Below are 18949 nucleotides of genomic sequence, written 5' to 3'. Positions count from 1 at the left end.
TTTTTGGCTTAATTAGTGGTAATATCCTATTTGTACAGAAATAAAACATCTTATTCACTAAAACATGTTTGTTATAAAATGAATAGCACTACGCCAATTTTTTATTGAATATCGATGGTTAGAAATAATTCTATACTATTATTATAATTTCCAGTTATCTTTATCATTTTGTAGTTAGTTGAAATACTAGAAATTCATTAAAAACTAAATGCAAAATTAATTATTCGAGGAGGAAAACTATGATGAAAGATGTATTAGTATCACCACAAACAAAAGATTTAAATGTAATAACAAATGTTGAAGGTACTGAATTTAAGCAAGCTAACAATGAGGGTTTATATTTAGGAGTGTTCGAAGACGTTAAAATTGCTATTGCCAAAGCAATATATGCACAAAAGGCGTTGACTATTTCTTATAATAAAGAAGATAGAGAACGACTTATAAGAAGTATAAGAAAGGCTACATTGGAAAATAAAGAGATACTCTCAAGAATGATTTTAGAAGAAACAAAAATGGGACGATATGAAGATAAAATATTAAAACATGAATTGGCAGCTAAATATACTCCGGGTACAGAAGATCTAACTACTACAGCTTGGTCTGGAGACCACGGGCTTACCGTAGTAGAGATGTCTCCATATGGGGTCATAGGTGCGATAACACCCTCCACAAATCCAACGGAAACTGTTATTTGCAATAGTATAGGTATGATAGCTGCCGGAAATTCTGTCGTGTTTAATGGACATCCAGGGGCAAAAAAATGTGTTGCATTTGCTGTAGATATGATAAATAGAGCCATCATCTCTTCTGGTGGTCCAGAAAATTTAGTAACTACTGTAGAAAACCCAACTATGGAATCCTTAGGTGTAATTATGAAACACCCATATATAAAACTTTTATGTGGGACTGGAGGACCAGGATTAATAAAAACACTTTTGAATTCAGGTAAAAAAGCTATAGGTGCAGGTTCCGGAAATCCTCCTGTTATAGTAGATGATACTGCAGATATAGAGAAAGCCGCAAAAAGCATCATAGAAGGTTGTTCTTTTGATAACAATTTACCTTGTATTGCAGAAAAAGAAGTGTTTGTTTTTGAAAATGTAGCAAATGATTTAATAAATAATATGATTCAAAACAATTCTGTACTTCTAAACAAAGAGCAAGTATCAAGGTTATTAGATTTAATACTAATAAAGAAAGATGAGAAAAGTTATAATTGCAACAAAAAACTAGAATATGATATAAATAAAAAATGGGTAGGAAAAGATGCAAAATTATTTTTAGATCAAATAGATGTAGAAGTCCCTACTAACGTAAAATGTATAATATGCGAGGTAGATACAAATCATCCTTTTGTAATGACAGAGCTTATGATGCCAATACTTCCAATTGTAAGAGTTAAAGATATTGATGAAGCTATAGAGTGTGCAAAAATAGCGGAACAAAATAAACGACATAGTGCATATATATATTCAAAAAATATTGATAATTTAAATAGATTTGAAAAAGAAATAGATACAACTATTTTTGTAAAGAATGCTAAATCCTTTGCTGGAGTAGGTTTTGGTGCAGAAGGATTTACAACATTCACTATTGCTGGACCTACTGGTGAAGGAATAACCTCTGCAAGAAATTTTACAAAACAAAGGAGATGTGTGCTTGCAAACTAACTTTTTAATGAAGCCGGTGCATTTACAAACCATGGCAGGGAGATACAACCATTGATGAAATTAATTTCGTGACAGAAGCAAATTTAATTATTCCAAATGATATAAAGATTATGGATGTATAAAAATTTGCATTTCAAAATATAGTACTTGTAAAAAAATGTGTTGATAGTAATAAATAAGAAAAGAGAGTGATCATTTTATGTTAGAAAGTGAAATATCTAACCACATTACAACACCACTTACTGCTCCATCATTTCCTAGAGGACCCTATAGATTTCATAACCGTGAATATCTTAATATAGTATACCGTACAAGTGCTGATGCCTTACTAAAAGTTGTACCGGAACCTTTATCTTTAGATTTAGATGAACCTTTAGTTAGAGTTGAAATGATGTATATGCCGGATGTAAGTGGATTAGGTGCTTATACAGAATGTGGCCAGGTTATTCCTGTAAGTTTTAATGGTATAAAAGGTGACTATTTGCATATGATGTATTTAGATAATTATCCGGCTATTGCCGTTGGTAGAGAACTTAGTGCCTACCCTAAAAAACTTGGTTATCCAAAACTATTTGTTGATTCAGATACATTAGTTGGTACATTAGATTACGGAAAATTAAGAGTATTAACTGCTACGATGGGATATAAACACCAATCTTTAGATATAAATGAGGCACGCAATGAAATTTGCCGACCTAATTTTATGCTGAAAATTATACCTAATTATGATGGGACTCAAAGAATTTGCGAGCTCATATCTACACAAATTACGGAGATTACTATAAATGAGGCATGGACTGGTCCTGCAAGATTACAATTATTCGATCATGCTATGGCACCATTTAATGACCTACCTGTAAAAGAAATAGTATCCTGTTCTCATATTCTTACGAACTTAACCCTTCCTACGCCTAAAGTTGTATATGATTATCTAAAAAAATAGTTATAATATATCACTGCATAAAAAAATATCACCAACTGACGAGGCCACTGAAAAACTATAAAAAAAAATCGTCATCTAATTAAAGATGGCGATTTTTTTATATAAAAGACTAAAAAACAAAAAGGAATTTTAAAAGATATGTCGAATTAGTATAGTAGAATAAAATAAAAGGGGCTAAACTATTATGCTAAAAGGACAATTGGAAATAAAAATAAATACATACCATAGCTTATATTCGTTAATTATTCCGAAAGATAACATTTTAAAGCAAATTAATGACCTTGTTGACTTTTCATTTGTTTATGACGAATTGATGATTAACTATAGTTCATCTATGGGTAGAGGTGCTATTAACCCCATAATGCTATTTAAATATTTACTTTTGAAAGTAATATATGAATTGTCTGATGAAGATGTTGTTGAAAGAACTCTTTATGACATGTCCTTTAAATATTTTCTAAATTTAGCCCCAGAAGAAACAAATTTAATAAACTCAAGTACACTAACTAAATTTAGAAAGCTTCGCCTTAAAGACATGAATTTATTGGATTTATTAATAAACAAGACTGTAGAACTTGCTATAAAAGAGGGGGTTTTAAAAAGTAAAGCAATAATAGTTGATGCTACGCATACCAAGTCACGTTATAACCAAAAGTCAGCAAGCGAGGAATTATTGAAACGTGCAAAAAACTTAAGAAAAACATTGTACGGAGTACATCCTGGTATTAAAGAAGAGTTACCTAATAAAGTTACAACTGGAGTACTTGAAGATATTCTTGAGTACTGCAAATTATTAATTGATACCATAAACGAGAAGCCAGAAACTGCAGCAAATCCAGCTGTGAAAACTAAATTAAACTACTTAATGGAAGCTATTAATGATGACTTAGAAAATCTAAAAATATCAAAAGATGAGGATGCAAAAGTGGGGCATAAAACTGAGGATAGTTCTTTTTTTGGATATAAATCACACCTTGCTATGAGTGAAGAACGTTTAATTACAGCAGCTGTTATTACAACTGGCGAAAAAAGTGATGGAAAGGAGCTCATAACCTTAATAGAAAAAAGCCGTGAGGCTGGTATAGATGTAAATGAAGTAATTGGAGATACAGCTTATTCTGAAAAGAAAAACCTAGAATATACAAAAGAAAATAAAATTGCATTAATTTCAAGACTAAATCCTGTAATTTCACAAGGAATGCGAAAAAAAGAAGATGAATTTGAGTTTAATAAAGATGCTGGTTTATTTGTATGTCCGGCAGGTCATATGGCTATTAAAAAAGCAAAACAGGGAAAGAAGAATGTTGGTAAAAATCAAGTGCTAACCTACTATTTTAATGTAGAAAAGTGTAAAAATTGTGTTCATAAAGATGGGTGTTATAAAGAAGGCGCTAAATCTAAAACTTATTCAGTTTCAATAAAGTCAAATACTCACAAAGATCAAATAGAGTTCGAAAAAAGTGAATATTTTAAAAAACGAGCTAGGGAACGTTATATGATAGAGGCTAAAAACAGTGAACTTAAGCACCAACATAGCTATGATGTAGCAATATCGTCAGGCTTAATTAGCATGCAAATGCAAGGTGCATTATCAATCTTCACTGTGAATCTAAAGAGAATAATTAAGTTGAAAAGCATGAAATAGGGCTTTTAAAACTTAATTATAAAATAAAAAGCATGAGATATCCAAAATATGGACATCTCATGCTTTTTCTATTCAAGCTTGAAAACTCTACTAAATAAAGAGTGCTTTTTTCAGCGGCCTCCCAACTGACAGGTGGTATTTTTTTTGCATTTTTAAATAATAGATTTGTGGAATAAATTAAGGATATTCTAAAAAAAAGGTACTAACAAGGCAAGAGCTAGACACTCCTGATAATTCACATAAGCATCTGGTTATATTTTTAAAGATATATATTCAATAACTTCTTTAATAGTTTTAAAAGCATCACTAGATTTAATTTTGTTATTGACTCTAACGTAACGTAATAGTTTATTGTATAACTATACTAAAAAGAAAAGAGGTAAAAAAAGTGAAAGTTACAGCAATTAGATCCGATGAAATCTATAAAAAAATGATTTCCTCAAAGCTTGAGCAGCGAGATGACATCTATCGATATGAACTGATGAAACCATTTGAATTTAAGTGGTCATGTATTGGTATTCCAATTAAAGCGGATCAGTCAGGTGGTTACGATGTTGTTATGGCAAGCAGTATGGGTGGTGGATTTTCACCAAGCCAAATTAACAGTGAACGAATTAATGATGTGAAAAAAATCAGTGATGAAAGATTTTGGAGTGATTGTGGGGAGAGTATTACAAAAACGCTTAATGAGTTTGAGGATAATGGTATTTCACTTCCTACAAAAGATTATATTTTTACTGTTTTACTGAATGATCCACTAAACCCAATGTCAAAAATGACTGGTGATTATTGTGGGGATGGGGGAATTCCTGGTTATATCATCGGAACAATTATCCCCAATGAGCAATCGATTAAAATGCTACCTGTCGCACTTGACCACGAAACCAATCATAATGTAAGATGGCAGTTTATGCAGTGGAGTAATAAAATTACACTGGGGGATATGATTGTTAGCGAAGGGTTAGCAGAAAACTTTGCCGCCTTCATGTTCGGAGAGGATAAAATCGGTATGTGGGTTAAAAACACAACAGCAGAAACGCTTGCAACTGTTATTAAACCTGCAATTAAGGAGAATTTGAACAATAATGACTTCAATAAACTTTCAGCATTTCTCTATGGCGATGAAATTATGGCCATGCGTGGTGTAAAGCCAGTTGGTATGCCTTATTGCGCAGGATATGCTTGTGGCTATTATCTAATCAAGCATTATCTTAAAAAGACGGGTAAAACAATATTTGAAGCTACAATTACACCAACTATTGATATTTTAAAGGAAACAGAGGATTTTTGGAATTGAAGATTAATGAAATTGCAAAATTAACTGGAGTTACAGTAAGAACACTGCATTATTATGATGAAATAGGATTACTTAAACCGAGCCAAATTACTGAAGCATGTTATCGCTTATATGATGAAAATGCCCTTGCTGAATTGCAACAGATATTATTTTTCAAAGAGTTGGAATTTTCGCTTAGTGAAATTAAGGATATTATTACAAATCCTACATTCAATAAAACAGAAGCACTAAAAAATCACAAAGAGTTACTTATTAAAAAGCGTGAACGAATTGATAATCTGATAACTCTTGTAGACAATACAATAAAAGGAGAAAATAACATGAGTTTTAAAGAATTTGATATGACAGAAATTGAAAGTGCCAAAAATAAATATGCAAAAGAGGTTAAAGAACGTTGGGGGAAATCTGATGCCTATATCGAAAGTGAGAAAAAATGTAACAATTATAGTAAAAATCAGTGGCAGGAAATAAACGAGGAATTCAGAGATATTTTAAAAGCCTTCGCTACCAATATGAATAATAAAGCTCCCGACAGCGAAGAGGTTCAAGCACTTGTTAAAGAGTGGCAGAGTTTTATCACAGCAAGATGGTACAACTGTACAAATGAAATTTTGCAGTGCCTTGGTCTTATGTATGTTGGAGATGAACGTTTTAAGAAAAACATTGACCAGAATGGTGAGGGAACAGCAGAATTCCTCTCACAGGCAATTGCAATTTACTGCACAAAATAAGTATAACTTTTAGTTGTAACCGGCAATCACAAAGGGGAAGATTTAGGCAAACTAAAAGGGTGAATTTCTTCCAGTTCAAAAACTAAGGTTGGTGTAGCGAACTATAGAATAATGGATATATACGTTTATAAAATTTGTTTTGGGGATATATGTATTAATGTGTATTTTGTAGGAAATATTGGCTGGCCCCTAAAACAATATAAAAACATCGAGAACCATCTGTACCTAAATTAATTTTAGTAGCATTAAATAGTCATCTTTTTTTTCAGCTATAATTTCAAATCCTACAGCCTTATACATTCTCACTGCATAATTACCTTTGGATACACTCAATGATGTTTGGCTGTATCCTTTTTCCTTCAAGTATTCTATCATCTTTTTCATCAAAGATGTTCCTATCCCTTGATTTTGATATTCTTTTATCAGCGAAATAGAAAACTCTGGGGTTTTATCATCTATGTTCCCATAGCCTTTTATTTCACCTGCTAAAATCCTAACCCATACAGCACCAATTATAATACCATCAACATCTGCCACTAAGCAGTGATCGTCCTTCTTTTTAAGAAAATCATCGATGTATACACTAATTTCAGGTATTTTGAGTACCTCTCTTGTCAAAGGCTCACTTCCAACTGGTAGATATATTGCTCCAAACAACATCATTTCAAGTATATCAAGTTCAGTCTCTTTTATTTCTCTAATAATATATTTCTCTTTTCTCATTTCAAAATCACCCCACAAAATATTTATCCCATACTTAATTGCAATTTTCTCTTTTTGTCTGGAAATATTATACCATAATATACTTATATTATAAACCTATAGCATCTACTAACACGGACTGTATATAGAAACTGTCGCAAGGGGGTATATATATCGACCTAAAATACTCAACAAAATGGTTATAATATACCTTAGTTCACTTTCTAAAATAAAAACCGGAACTTTTAATTTAGGCCATGTTTAATAACAATGTTGATAATATGACAATTTTTAAGGGAAACCAAAAATGATATGCTCCCCTTATGGTAGACAGTTAAAATAATAAAACTGTTTACTATAAGGAGGGCTATTTTTTTATGGGAAGAAAATCAATTATATCAGACCAACAAAAAATTAAGGCTGTAACATCATATTTAAATGGAAAAGCTAGTATGTTAAGTTTATGCAACAAACTTCAAGTACATAAGAGTTCTTTTCAAAAATGGGTAATACGATATAAATCAGAAGGTGAAGCTGGGTTAAAACATTCTAGCAAAAATACTTCTTATACTGCCAAAATCAAGATTAACATTGTAAAAGAATATCTTGATGGGCATGGCTCACTGAATGATTTATGCATTAAGTATCATATTTCGTCAAATACAGTTTTATGCAATTGGATAAAGAAGTATAATGGTCATGAAAACATAAAATCTTCTGGAACAGGAGGAAAAATAATCATGACCAAAGGACGCAAAACTTCTTATATTGAACGCATTGAAATCATAAAGTACTGTATTGAAAACAATAACAGTTATAATAAAACTGTTGAAAAATATAAGGTATCTTATCCTCAGATTTATACCTGGATGAAGAAGTATAATCAGTTTGGTATTGAAGGGCTTTTGGACCGACGTGGAAAGCCAAAGGCTGAAGAGTTAATGACAGAAGATGAAAAGCTAAAAGCTCAATACAAGCTTTTAGAAGCACAAAATAGAAGATTACGGATGGAGAATGCTCTTCTAAAAAAAATCCAAGAGATAGAAAGAAGGCGATATTAAGCGAAGCTAGATACGAAGATACTTATCTTGCAATCCAAGAATTATCTAACAAAGATAAATTTCCTATAACTGAGTTGTGCATTATAGGCGGCGTTAGCCATTCTGCATATTATAAATGGCTACACAGAGAAAAAAGTAACCGAGTATTGAAAAACGAAGAATTATTAAAGCTTATTTGTGAGTTATATGAGGAAAAAGACGGTATCTTAGGCTATCGCCAGATGACGATTAAAATCCGTAGAGAATATAATAAAAAAGTTAATTATAAACGAATTTATCGTCTGATGCAGATATTAGGATTAAAATCCGTATGCAGAAAAAAAAGATATAATTATATTAAGTCAACTCCTGAAGTTACTGCAGAAAATATTTTGGATAGAAATTTTAAAGCAGAACAAGTCAATAAAAAATGGCTTACAGATGTAACCGAGTTTAAATATGGGAGAAGTGGACAAAAGGCTTATCTAAGTGCAATATTTGATTTAGGTGATAGAAGTATTGTTTCATATGTCATTGGTCATTCTAATAATAACCAATTGGTTTATCAAACCTTTAATCTTGCTGTTAAAGTATACCCTGATGCTAAACCAATATTTCATAGTGACCGAGGTTTCCAGTATACTTCAAAAATATTTAAAGAAAAACTAAAAAAAGCTGGAATGATACAGAGCATGTCGAGGGTTGGGCATTGTATTGATAATGGTCCAATGGAAGGATTTTGGGGAATCTTAAAAACAGAAATGTATTATCTTCATAAATTTGAAGACTATGAAAGCTTAAAGAAATCGATTGAAGACTATATAGAATATTATAATAATAGACGTTATCAAAAACGTTTAAAGTGCATGACACCAATGGAATATCAGCGATATCTATTAGGTAATGCAGCATAAATAAAGCGCCTACCAAATGATAGACGCCTTACATAAAATCTTTAATTATTTCCACTGTCTACTTGACATGGGGCAGTTCAAAATGGATTCCCTTAATTTACATGAGAAAGCTCTTTATAGTACGCTAAAAGCAAATCCTTCTGATTTTCAGGGCAGTAAATAGTAATAGTACTTCCTATAGCGATAGTACTTTCTATAGTATATAACTTAAATCCCTTTTCATTAATGACTGGATATAATGTTGAAGTATCGTCACGAGCAGATAGTGAACTCATAATTTTGTCTAATGTTTCATCGGCTGACTTATACCTGATATTAGCAACTGGTTTCCCAAGCTCCCATGTATCCGATGAGCCTGAATATACTACTATAGCAACGTAGGTAGTACCATCCATTTTAAAATTCTCAATTCTATCACCATCATATCCCCAGTATACAATTTTGCCCGATTCTGCTATGATAACATCTTTTGAGCTACTTTTGTTTCCTGACCTCACTGCACCAATCCAACCAATAGGAATCAGCTCTATTAAAAGACTTATGATTAAAAAAATTATTGGAATAACAATATATCGTTTTTTAGTAGTCTTGCCTTTCCGCTTTTTTACTCTCCATATAATTATAAATATTACGTTTAGCATTATAAAGAACAATGCTAAAAAAAATACAACAACCATTATTAAGAAAAATACTAATCCCACCATTACGCCACCCTTCTAATTTGGGTATATACAGAAATTTATGCTTAATTCTATTATTGTATCCTCATTCAATTATACAATATAGTACTATAAATGAGCAAATATCATAACATCTTTATATATAAATTGCTTCTCTGATTTTAAAATCCTTTAACTTTGTATCAGAATGAGATGTGTGTGACTGAACTAAAAGATGTTTAGTCTTTTCAGCATCATTCTCTATGATTACCACGCTTAACCAACCATTTATCATACATTTAGAATATAATATCCACTTTTTAATATCTTTCTTAATGTTGATGATGAAATTTTCTGCGTAAATTGAACCTACAAAACTACCCCCTAAGCCTATTTTAACTCGCCTTAAATTACGAGTTGTTAATTTAATTAAAAAATAAAAAGCATTCATAAAATGAGTGTTTTTTTGGTGCAGATTACAGGAATCGAACCTGCATGCCGTAAAGCGCTAGACCCTGATTCTAGTGCGTCTGCCAATTCCACCACATCTGCATAAATGGTGAGCCTTATGGCAATCAAATTTCTACAATGTTTTGTTTTGCTTAAACTAAATAAAGAAAACCCAAAGTTAAATTAGTATAATAAGTATATTATAAACGTTTTATCTAATTCAGGATTATTATGTAACATAATCTGGACGTAAATTTAAAAAGATTTATAAAAAACTTAAAAATATTTAGTATTAGGGGACTCGGATTTGCAATTCTCGTGGCTATTATATATAGGGCTTAATTAAAAGGTGTTAATAGTGTAGATTTGCAGGTGATGATTTAATTAATATTAAGGAGGATTAACTAATGGCTAAATACAGACAGATTTATACAGAATTTTGGAGTGATAGCTTTGTGTTTGAACTTACACCAGAGGAAAAATACTTTTATTTATATCTTATTTCAAATACCAAAACAACGCAGTGTGGTATTTATGAAATATCAAAAAAATTTATAGCTACAGAAACTGGGTACAACAGAGATACTGTAGATAAGCTAATTAAAAGATTCTGTGAGTATAACAAAATACTATACTGTGATGATACGAAAGAGATTATGCTGTTAAATTGGATGAAATACAACGTACCTAACAATATAAACGCTATTAAATGTGTTCATCACGAGTTATCCAGGGTTAAAAATAAAGAATTTCTTAAAATTTTATTTAAAAAATGTGATGTAGCTCAATTAGATGTAGCGAAAATTTTCGAGAACCTCATTATAGAGGAATCTTTTGATATTAATTTTACTGATGATAGAACTTCTGTAAATTGCTACTTAGAAAAAGTGGACAATTATCCCATAAATCTTACTTTAGAAAGAAGCTCTGATGTAATTCCCATGGAAAATATAGAAGACCAAGATAATAATGATTTTCTGAAAAAGGAAGAAATTCAGGAGCCACGTGAATTCATAATTAACAAGGATATTAGTAGGGGCTTACAAGGCCCTTATAAGGGGCTACCAAGTAATAGAATAAGAAGTAATAAAGAAGAATTAATAAATAAAGAACAAGAATTAATAAATAAAGAAGAAGCATTAACTAAAGAAGAAGCAATAGTCATAAAATATAGAAATAATTCTGCTGCTGCTGAGGGCTTAAAAAGTGTACTTAAGGTATTTGAAGAAAATGTACATGCTATCACGCCTTTGGTGTATGAAAAAATATTAGATTTTGCAAAGCAGGTAAGTAGCAAAGTTATCATTATGGCTATTGATGAGGCTGTAGAATATAATGCTAAAACTATAAAGTACATCACTAAAGTACTCAATAGCTGGATAAGTAAAGGCATAAAAACTGCTGAGCAGGTAAAATCCTATCAAAAACAGTGGGCTAGTAAAAAGAGTGGCAGCTCAAGCCCTAATGTGAAAAATGGTGGCTTCTGCGACTATGATCAAAGAACATATGATTTCGATCTTCTAGAAAAACAGCTATTAGGACAAGTATACTGATTAGTTATCTTTGGATATTCCCTTAATAACGAATTTTATATTCCAGAGATATGGGTTCAAAGAAATAGTATTAATTATATGATGAAAGGTTTATTGGAAATGAATTTTCAGTTTTTGTTGTTAACAATATATCCAGCAATGTTATTGAAATTTTAGGATATATTGTTATAATAAAGTAATAGTTTGTTGGTTAATTCGCTTGTTTATAGACATAAATAACTTATCAAAGGTGAATTTCAAATGATAATAAACTTGGAGGAATGAAATCATGAATGTAGATACCTATAAAAATTTACTGGATAAAGTGGGCTCAGGAAATAATGCTGTTATTATTACAATGTTGGATAACAAAAATTGTGGAAATAAACCATCTCAGAACAAAACACTTTTTACAAAGGAAAGTCTGAATTCCCATAATCGAATATCTGATTTAGATGAATTACTTTACCAAAAGGCAAACTATGCAATAGAAACTGGAATTCTTCAGCTTGTTAAAATTAGTGAAAGTGAAGCTTATTTAATTGAACCATATTTTCCAGAACCACGCTTGATAGTTTTAGGTGGTGGACATATAGCTAAGCCCTTAGCTGAATTTGGTTCAAAAGTAGGTTTTTCAGTTACAGTTATCGATGACAGACCATCATTTGCTAATAGTGAACGATTTCCTACTGCTAAAAAAGTGATTTGTGAGAGTTTCGAGAACTGTTTCGACTTAATTAGTTTAAACAATTCTGCCTATGTTGTTATTGTAACTAGAGGTCATAGGCATGATATGGATTGTCTCAGACAAGTTTTAAAACATGATACTGCATATGTTGGAATGATTGGTTCAAAACGGCGAGTTAAAAGCGTCATGGAGCAAATGGTAAATGAAGGATATACTCAAGAGAAGTTAAACAAAGTCAATGCCCCTATAGGTCTTGAGATAGGAGCAGTAACACCAGAAGAGATAGCGTTTTCTATTATATCTCAGGTCATCAGTTATAGACGACTCGGTGATATAACCAATAGTATTAATAGGCATACGAAAAGTAATTGGCCGGAATTTGACAATGAAGTGTTGATGGAATTGTGCAAAGAAGAAAATTCTCCAAAGGCAATCATTACAATCATTTCTACGAAAGGTTCCGTTCCAAGAAATGCAGGAGCTAAAATGCTTGTATGGCCTTATGGTAAGATTTTAGGGAGTATCGGCGGAGGGTGTAGCGAAGGCACGATAATTAATGACGCCCGTAACTTACTCGGAAATGGTGGGTATCAAATTCAAAACATAGATATGACAGGCGCCATCGCTGAAGACGAAGGGATGGTATGTGGAGGAATCATGGAGGTAATAATAGAGGCTTTTTAAACATCACGATAACGATCGCATTTATTTTTAGTTAAATAAAATATACTTGTCCATATCTAAAGTTACAATTAAAATAATTACAAAAGCTATAAGTCTTAATCCTCTTCTTGGTTTTTTATTAGGCCTGCAAATAATTTTGTGTAAACAGGATAAAAAGCACTTTTTCTTGGCAATAATTGAGATAAGCTAATTATCAAAGATTGCAAGGAGGAGTATTTTTATGTCAAACATTTAGAAAGATATTTTAAGGGATTATATCAACGAGCAAAAGTTTACAAGTCCAAATGAGGTTTTAACTGCTATGAAAAGTATGTTTAGAGACGTTCTTCAGGAGACATTAGAAGCAGAAATGGATTCGCAACTTAGATATGATAAATATGATATATCCGAAAAACAAACTCCAAACAGTAGAAATGGTGAATTTGAGCCTAAAATATTGCCTAAGTATCAAAGAAATATAACTGGTATCGAAGATAAAATAATGGCGCTCTATGCAGCTGGAATGACTACAAGGGACATATCAGAGCAAGTGAAAAATCTATATGAGGTTGAGATATCTGCTGAAATGGTTTCGAATATAACAAACAGAATTATGCCTGTAGTTACAGAGTGGCAAAATAGGCCACTTGAAAAAACGTACTCTTTTATTTTTATGGATGCAATTCACTACAAAGTACGTGACGACAAGCATATCATAATCAAGGCAGCCTACGTTGTTTTAGGTGTAAATATGGATGGCGAAAAAGAGGTGCTTGGTATTTGGATAGGAGCAAATGAAAGCAGTAAGTTCTGGCTTTCAGTGCTTAATGACCTTAGAAACAGAGGCCTTAAGAACGTTTTGGTGTTCTGTGTCGATGGCTTAAGTGGCTTCAAGGAAGCAATAGGCGCGGTATATCCTTTTGCAAAGATACAACGATGCCTAATTCATCAATTAAGAGCAAGTATGAAATATATACCACATAAAGACAATAAGGCATTTGCTAAAGATTTGAAAGCCGTTTATGGCTCAGTAAATAAAGATTTTGCACTAGAAAATTCAAATTTTGCTAAAGAAAAATGGGGTAGTAAATATCCAAATGCAATAAAAAGTTGGGAAGATAATTGGGATAATATCATAACTTTCTTTGTATTTCCAGATTATATTCGTAGAATTATATATACCACAAATGCTATAGAGAGTCTTAACAGTCAATTTAGAAAAGTTACGAAGACAAAGCTTATATTCCCGAACGATGATAGTCTTATGAAGATGCTGTATTTGGCAACTGAAAAGGTAAGTAAGAAATGGACTAGAGTATATGCAAATTGGGACCTTGTTATCAGCCAGCTCAATATATTATTTAGTGAGATCCTAAATGAAGGAGCGTAGCTTTGGGACTCCGTCCCCCAAACCCCTAAGAGTTATAGCTTAAATTTTCCCGTTAAACAAGCAAAACGGACTACCCAGAGGCAATCCGTTCATGTATGATTCATCAATAACGACTCAAATCACTCTCAATACTACCCTAACCTAATATCTAGAGTGTATATTGATAACTAAAAATGGAAATAATATACTGAAAAGTAATTACAAAGTAGCAACATTTATCAACTACTAACATTTTTTCATAATTAAATTATTTTGCTTAAAGGAAGAGAATACACAAAATAATTTACACCCTCCAATATGATTTTCATTATGTTGTATGTTCTTGATTGTTTATTTATATCTAAAATTTAAAAAGTTAATTAAACTTTGGATATTTTATTAAACACTTTCTCCTTATGCCACTTAATATACGGAATTTGTTCTACTCTTAACTTTAAATTTATACTTTCATTAATATTCAATAATTTAAATTGAGATGTCTCTATTCTTTTAGATATTATAATATTACCATCAATGTTAAACGTTATTAAACCTTTATCAAATAATGAATCATGCCCTGCGCATAATAACATACCATTATTAACATCTAATCGTTCTATGTTATTACTGTCCTTCCAAGGTTTACAATGACTTGCTATCAATAATTCTTTTATTGTAAGATTATTGGGAGTAGCGCTACTGTTTTTGCAGCGACAAATAGTAATTATACAGTGAATGTATCTTCAATAAATGCCACTACTGTAACTAAATCTACTACTGCAACACAAAATGAGGCAATTAAAACTCAAATGAAAATTAATGAGACAATTGCTAATAAGGCACTTGCTAATAAAGGAAATGCTAAAGATATAATTAATAATGGCTCTGTCAGGAATACAAGGAGTGTCCCATCAGCAGCTGCTAAAAAGGCTGTTAAAGCAGCTGCAAAATGGATGAAAGCTAATAAGGCTAAAGTTATTAAAGCTATCCCTGCTCCATTAAAAAAGTATGTTACTTTTGATGCATTAACTAAAGCTATTGATGCTTATACCAATTATTCCGATTCAATTCATAATTTCTTAACGAGTGTTGTTGACAAGATGTTACCTGAATGGGCAGAAATTTCAATACCTGGAATTGTAGCTTTACTCGAGTTACTTTTACCATTTTAATAAAATCACACTAGAATCTCATATTTGGACAAGCTTAATAGTGTCGAGTTTTTAATATGATATGAACTGCTTGTAGTTCATATCATATTAAAAAAATATAAAAGAGTAAAACTTATTGATTTAGGTTTTGCTCTTTTATATTTTTTGTGTTGACAATACAATATGTTTATATTATCATGAAGCTAACTTCACGTCAAGTAAGCTTCATATTGTGGAAAGAAGGTGGATTGTTGAAAAATAAAATTAAAGAATTACGAATAAAAAAAAATATGACACAGCAACAATTGGCTGACTTGGTTTTCGTTTCAAATAGAACTATTATATCTCTTGAAAAAGAGCAGTATAATCCATCTATTATGTTGGCATATAAAATTGCACTTGTTTTTAATACTACCATAGAAAAATTATATGATTTGGAGGGGAATTTAAAAAATGAAAAAAAAGATATATAATAAAAAAGGTTTTTGGAGTGGTGTTTCTTTTATTTTATTAGCAGTTGGCTATATTATAATCTTGATAAATAATTGGGATAATATGAATTCAATAAGAAATGGTAAAAGTATTTTATTCACTATTATTTGTGCGTTAATTGGTATTGTGCAAATATATAGAGGAATAGATAGTAAGTGTGCAAAAGATGATCATCAGGACGATGATGAAAGAAAAAAACTGGTTATACTCAAAACTGAAAGTAGCACTTATAAAATTACATTTAATATTAGTATTGTCTTAACTTTATTATTAGCAGTTGCCATAGGAGTTACTAAAAATAATGATTTATCAGGTGTTTTTGTAGGAGTAGCAATTATGCCAACTATTATGATTATTTCTTATATGTTTGCTAATTATTATCATAATAAACGCAATTAAATCATAATAAATATACCAATGAAAATACAACTAATTTATTAGTTGTCAGGGTTTGGCACATTCAGTTATACGATAGCATTTTAAATTATGAATAACTTAATTTTGAATGTTACTTAATACTAATATTTGATATTGTTATGTAATATATTACTTTTAAGTACACCTAGATGCCGTTACTGCCTCATACTAACATACCGTTTCCGGAGGATAGGCAAAAACTCCCAAGATGTTATATTGAACCAAAAAAGCCACAGTAAAAATAGAGGCCGCTGAAAAAAGCACTCTTTATTTAGTAGAGTTTTCAAGCTTGAATAGAAAAAGCATGAGATATCCATATTTGGGATATCTCATGCTTTTTATTTTATAATTAAGTTTTAAAAGCCCTATTTCATGCTTTTCAACTTAATTATTCTCTTTAGATTCACAGTGAAGATTGATAATGCACCTTGCATTTGCATGCTAATTAAGCCTGACGATATTGCTACATCATAGCTATGTTGGTGCTTAAGTTCACTGTTTTTAGCCTCTATCATATAACGTTCCCTAGCTCGTTTTTTAAAATATTCACTTTTTTCGAACTCTATTTGATCTTTGTGAGTATTTGACTTTATTGAAACTGAATAAGTTTTAGATTTAGCGCCTTCTTTATAACACCCATCTTTATGAACACAATTTTTACACTTTTCTACATTAAAATAGTAGGTTAGCACTTGATTTTTACCAACATTCTTCTTTCCCTGTTTTGCTTTTTTAATAGCCATATGACCTGCCGGACATACAAATAAACCAGCATCTTTATTAAACTCAAATTCATCTTCTTTTTTTCGCATTCCTTGTGAAATTACAGGATTTAGTCTTGAAATTAATGCAATTTTATTTTCTTTTGTATATTCTAGGTTTTTCTTTTCAGAATAAGCTGTATCTCCAATTACTTCATTTACATCTATACCAGCCTCACGGCTTTTTTCTATTAAGGTTATGAGCTCCTTTCCATCACTTTTTTCGCCAGTTGTAATAACAGCTGCTGTAATTAAACGTTCTTCACTCATAGCAAGGTGTGATTTATATCCAAAAAAAGAACTATCCTCAGTTTTATGCCCCACTTTTGCATCCTCATCTTTTGATATTTTTAGATTTTCTAAGTCATCATTAATAGCTTCCATTAAGTAGTTTAATTTAGTTTTCACAGCTGGATTTGCTGCAGTTTCTGGCTTCTCGTTTATGGTATCAATTAATAATTTGCAGTACTCAAGAATATCTTCAAGTACTCCAGTTGTAACTTTATTAGGTAACTCTTCTTTAATACCAGGATGTACTCCGTACAATGTTTTTCTTAAGTTTTTTGCACGTTTCAATAATTCCTCGCTTGCTGACTTTTGGTTATAACGTGACTTGGTATGCGTAGCATCAACTATTATTGCTTTACTTTTTAAAACCCCCTCTTTTATAGCAAGTTCTACAGTCTTGTTTATTAATAAATCCAATAAATTCATGTCTTTAAGGCGAAGCTTTCTAAATTTAGTTAGTGTACTTGAGTTTATTAAATTTGTTTCTTCTGGGGCTAAATTTAGAAAATATTTAAAGGACATGTCATAAAGAGTTCTTTCAACAACATCTTCATCAGACAATTCATATATTACTTTCAAAAGTAAATATTTAAATAGCATTATGGGGTTAATAGCACCTCTACCCATAGATGAACTATAGTTAATCATCAATTCGTCATAAACAAATGAAAAGTCAACAAGGTCATTAATTTGCTTTAAAATGTTATCTTTCGGAATAATTAACGAATATAAGCTATGGTATGTATTTATTTTTATTTCCAATTGTCCTTTTAGCATAATAGTTTAGCCCCTTTTATTTTATTCTACTATACTAATTCGACATATCTTTTAAAATTCCTTTTTGTTTTTTAGTCTTTTATATAAAAAAATCGCCATCTTTAATTAGATGACGATTTTTCATATAGTTTTTCAGTGGCCTCTAAAAATACTGTGGCTTTTTTGGTAATCTGCAATGAATGTATTATTATACTGGTCTACGTTCTAATACTTTTATTTTAATTTCATGTTTCCCAGTAACTTCTTCAAGTACCTCAACAATTTCTTTAACCTGTTTTACATCACTCGAAACATTTTTTATCGCTGTTTCTGATATATCCATTTTCTCCAATATGGGGTAGTGCTCGCAAAACGCGGATTTTATACGTTAAGACAGTTATTACCAAAAAAACTTTTATCAAAACATTCTGAGTTAGAATTAATACCTAATAGTTCTAACTCGAAAAAATATATAACATCAGTGTAGATTATTGATATATCTAGGGTTTAATCACTAAATGATAAGCTCTTATTTTTTTTACTCAAAACAAGTTAGTTAAAGTTCAGTTATAGTATTGATAATGCTAACTAAAACAGTAAGAAAAACATTAAATTAACACGAGTATATTTAATATTCTCTCTGAATTTATCGCCATTTTGGTAATATGTGTCTTAACGTGGTAAATTTACGCTTAGCGATATAAGAAAATGTATAAAATCTTAATGTCATAACTTAACAGTATTGACACCTATAAAACGCTTACGTATAATCAAAGGATTG

19 protein-coding genes and 1 tRNA gene are annotated in these 18949 nt (G+C 31.0%); 13 read left to right on the top strand and 7 right to left on the bottom strand.

Annotated elements, in window-relative coordinates; genetic code table 11:
- Positions 1-239: 239 nt before the first annotated feature.
- The 5 genes from KTC94_RS06020 (at position 240) to KTC94_RS06000 (ending at position 6286) form a co-directional block, all read left to right on the top strand.
- Positions 240-1670, top strand: coding sequence for an aldehyde dehydrogenase family protein (locus KTC94_RS06020; protein ID WP_220287620.1), 1431 nt, complete (start codon positions 240-242; stop codon positions 1668-1670).
- A gap of 199 nt (positions 1671-1869) precedes the next feature.
- Positions 1870-2613 carry an acetoacetate decarboxylase gene (locus KTC94_RS06015; RefSeq protein WP_220287621.1) on the top strand — a complete coding sequence of 248 codons (744 nt, stop codon included), beginning with the start codon at positions 1870-1872 and terminating at the stop codon, positions 2611-2613.
- A gap of 184 nt (positions 2614-2797) precedes the next feature.
- The gene (locus tag KTC94_RS06010; protein ID WP_220287894.1) at positions 2798-4258 is read left to right on the top strand and encodes an IS1182 family transposase; all 1461 of its coding nucleotides are present in this window, start codon (positions 2798-2800) and stop codon (positions 4256-4258) included.
- Between the two features lie 388 nt (positions 4259-4646).
- Positions 4647-5555 carry a DUF2268 domain-containing protein gene (locus KTC94_RS06005; protein WP_220320582.1) on the top strand — a complete coding sequence of 303 codons (909 nt, stop codon included), beginning with the start codon at positions 4647-4649 and terminating at the stop codon, positions 5553-5555.
- Positions 5552-6286, top strand: coding sequence for a MerR family transcriptional regulator (locus KTC94_RS06000; RefSeq protein WP_220287623.1), 735 nt, complete (start codon positions 5552-5554; stop codon positions 6284-6286). The genes KTC94_RS06005 and KTC94_RS06000 overlap by 4 nt, the downstream gene beginning before the upstream one ends.
- A gap of 225 nt (positions 6287-6511) precedes the next feature.
- On the opposite strand, the gene KTC94_RS05995 is transcribed toward KTC94_RS06000, so the two are convergent.
- Positions 6512-7009 (bottom strand): GNAT family N-acetyltransferase, encoded by a 498-nt coding sequence (locus KTC94_RS05995; RefSeq protein ID WP_220320581.1) that lies wholly within the window; start codon positions 7007-7009, stop codon positions 6512-6514.
- Positions 7010-7365: 356 nt separating this feature from the next.
- On the opposite strand from KTC94_RS05995, the gene KTC94_RS05990 reads away from it, so the two are divergent.
- A complete protein-coding gene (locus tag KTC94_RS05990; RefSeq protein ID WP_258280733.1) occupies positions 7366-8049 on the top strand; it encodes a helix-turn-helix domain-containing protein in 684 nt (227 codons plus the stop codon).
- Positions 7989-8942: an IS3 family transposase gene (locus tag KTC94_RS05985; RefSeq protein ID WP_216304646.1), complete on the top strand. Its 954-nt coding sequence runs from the start codon at positions 7989-7991 to the stop codon at positions 8940-8942. The genes KTC94_RS05990 and KTC94_RS05985 overlap by 61 nt, the downstream gene beginning before the upstream one ends.
- Before the next feature lie 92 nt (positions 8943-9034).
- Here KTC94_RS05985 and KTC94_RS05980 read toward each other — a convergent pair whose 3' ends face one another.
- The 3 genes from KTC94_RS05980 to KTC94_RS05970 form a co-directional block, all read right to left on the bottom strand.
- Positions 9035-9646 (bottom strand): hypothetical protein, encoded by a 612-nt coding sequence (locus KTC94_RS05980; protein ID WP_220287652.1) that lies wholly within the window; start codon positions 9644-9646, stop codon positions 9035-9037.
- A 112-nt stretch (positions 9647-9758) separates the two neighbouring features.
- Positions 9759-10052, bottom strand: coding sequence for a hypothetical protein (locus KTC94_RS05975; protein ID WP_220287649.1), 294 nt, complete (start codon positions 10050-10052; stop codon positions 9759-9761).
- Between the two features lie 16 nt (positions 10053-10068).
- A tRNA-Leu gene (locus KTC94_RS05970) sits at positions 10069-10153 on the bottom strand.
- A 305-nt stretch (positions 10154-10458) separates the two neighbouring features.
- On the opposite strand from KTC94_RS05970, the gene KTC94_RS05965 reads away from it, so the two are divergent.
- The 3 genes from KTC94_RS05965 (at position 10459) to KTC94_RS05955 (ending at position 14324) form a co-directional block, all read left to right on the top strand.
- A complete protein-coding gene (locus KTC94_RS05965; protein ID WP_304518704.1) occupies positions 10459-11604 on the top strand; it encodes a DnaD domain-containing protein in 1146 nt (381 codons plus the stop codon).
- 268 nt (positions 11605-11872) lie between these two features.
- Positions 11873-12955, top strand: a complete 1083-nt coding sequence (locus KTC94_RS05960) for an XdhC/CoxI family protein (protein ID WP_220287645.1) — start codon at positions 11873-11875, stop codon at positions 12953-12955.
- A 241-nt stretch (positions 12956-13196) separates the two neighbouring features.
- The gene (locus KTC94_RS05955; protein WP_258280770.1) at positions 13197-14324 is read left to right on the top strand and encodes an IS256 family transposase; all 1128 of its coding nucleotides are present in this window, start codon (positions 13197-13199) and stop codon (positions 14322-14324) included.
- A 359-nt stretch (positions 14325-14683) separates the two neighbouring features.
- Here the strand turns inward: KTC94_RS05955 and KTC94_RS05950 are convergent, their stop codons facing one another.
- Positions 14684-15022, bottom strand: a complete 339-nt coding sequence (locus tag KTC94_RS05950; protein ID WP_304518720.1) for an HNH endonuclease — start codon at positions 15020-15022, stop codon at positions 14684-14686.
- A 12-nt stretch (positions 15023-15034) separates the two neighbouring features.
- On the opposite strand from KTC94_RS05950, the gene KTC94_RS05945 reads away from it, so the two are divergent.
- From KTC94_RS05945 to KTC94_RS05935, 3 genes are all read left to right on the top strand, one after another.
- Positions 15035-15475 (top strand): hypothetical protein, encoded by a 441-nt coding sequence (locus KTC94_RS05945; RefSeq protein WP_220320575.1) that lies wholly within the window; start codon positions 15035-15037, stop codon positions 15473-15475.
- Positions 15476-15705: 230 nt separating this feature from the next.
- Positions 15706-15927 (top strand): helix-turn-helix transcriptional regulator, encoded by a 222-nt coding sequence (locus tag KTC94_RS05940; protein WP_216304634.1) that lies wholly within the window; start codon positions 15706-15708, stop codon positions 15925-15927.
- Positions 15908-16345, top strand: a complete 438-nt coding sequence (locus tag KTC94_RS05935) for a hypothetical protein (RefSeq protein ID WP_216304633.1) — start codon at positions 15908-15910, stop codon at positions 16343-16345. Before KTC94_RS05940 ends, KTC94_RS05935 begins: the two co-directional genes overlap by 20 nt.
- A 383-nt stretch (positions 16346-16728) precedes the next feature.
- On the opposite strand, the gene KTC94_RS05930 is transcribed toward KTC94_RS05935, so the two are convergent.
- The gene (locus KTC94_RS05930) at positions 16729-18189 is read right to left on the bottom strand and encodes an IS1182 family transposase (protein ID WP_220287894.1); all 1461 of its coding nucleotides are present in this window, start codon (positions 18187-18189) and stop codon (positions 16729-16731) included.
- Positions 18190-18376: 187 nt separating this feature from the next.
- Positions 18377-18511 carry a hypothetical protein gene (locus tag KTC94_RS05925; protein ID WP_258280728.1) on the bottom strand — a complete coding sequence of 45 codons (135 nt, stop codon included), beginning with the start codon at positions 18509-18511 and terminating at the stop codon, positions 18377-18379.
- Positions 18512-18949: the final 438 nt, after the last annotated feature.

The organism is Clostridium sp. CM028 (assembly GCF_030585565.1).
Classification (GTDB): Bacteria; Bacillota; Clostridia; order Clostridiales; family Clostridiaceae; genus Clostridium_AD; species Clostridium_AD estertheticum_B.
Note: the sequence above shows the minus strand (reverse complement) of the source record. Positions and strands in the feature narration are given on the sequence as shown.